Source organism: Streptomyces recifensis, assembly GCF_002154615.1.
Taxonomy (GTDB): Bacteria; Actinomycetota; Actinomycetes; order Streptomycetales; family Streptomycetaceae; genus Streptomyces; species Streptomyces griseoluteus.
The window spans coordinates 1-791 of sequence record NZ_MUNH01000718.1; the positions used below are offsets into that span (position 1 = coordinate 1).

Genomic DNA, 791 nt, shown 5'->3' on the forward strand with positions numbered 1-791 from the left:
GCCCTCTCGACCAGTCCGTGCCCGACGGGCCAACCGCCTCAGGAACCCAGGATCGACGCCAGGAACTCCCCGACCCAGCCCAGGAGTTCCCGGCCGACCAGCGGCTTGCCGCCGACCTTGGCCGTCTTGGGACGCGGCACCAGCACCTGGTGCGCGGTCGGCTTGATGACCGAGCCCGGGTACAGCCGCTTCAGCCGCAGCTCCTGCGACTCGCGCAACTCCACCGGCGCGAAGCGGATGTTGGTGCCCTGGAGGACGATCTCGCCCACCCCGCAGGCCCGCGCGAGCATGCGCAGACCGGCGACGAGCAGCAGGTTCTCCACCGGCTCAGGCAGCTTGCCGTAGCGGTCGGTGAGTTCCTCGCGGACGGCCTTGATGTCCTCCTCCGAGTTGGCGGAGGCGATGGACCGGTATGCCTGGAGGCGCAGCCGCTCGCCCGGCGCGTAGTCGTGCGGGACGTGCGCGTCGACCGGCAGCTCGACCTTGACCTCGAGCGGCGCTTCCTCCACGCCTCCCGCCCCAGGCTCCCCGGTCTCCAGCTGGCGCCGGTAGTCGGCCACGGCCTCGCCCACCATGCGCATGTAGAGGTCGAAACCGACCCCCGCGATGTGGCCGGACTGCTCGCCGCCGAGCAGGTTGCCCGCGCCGCGGATCTCCAGGTCCTTCATGGCGACGTACATGCCGGCGCCCATCTCGGTGTGCTGGGCGATGGTGGCGAGCCGTTCGTGCGCGGTCTCGGTGAGCGGCTTCTCCGGCGGGTACAGGAAGTAGGCGTACCCGCGTTCGCGGCC

At 71.2% G+C, this 791-nt stretch carries 1 protein-coding gene; it reads right to left on the reverse strand.

Features of this window, described 5'->3' with window-relative positions; all coding sequences use genetic code 11:
- Nucleotides 1–38 precede the first annotated feature (38 nt).
- Nucleotides 39–791 (reverse strand): TRCF domain-containing protein (locus CCN33_RS28835; RefSeq protein ID WP_341866598.1); only part of this gene is annotated, 753 nt, incomplete at its 5' end.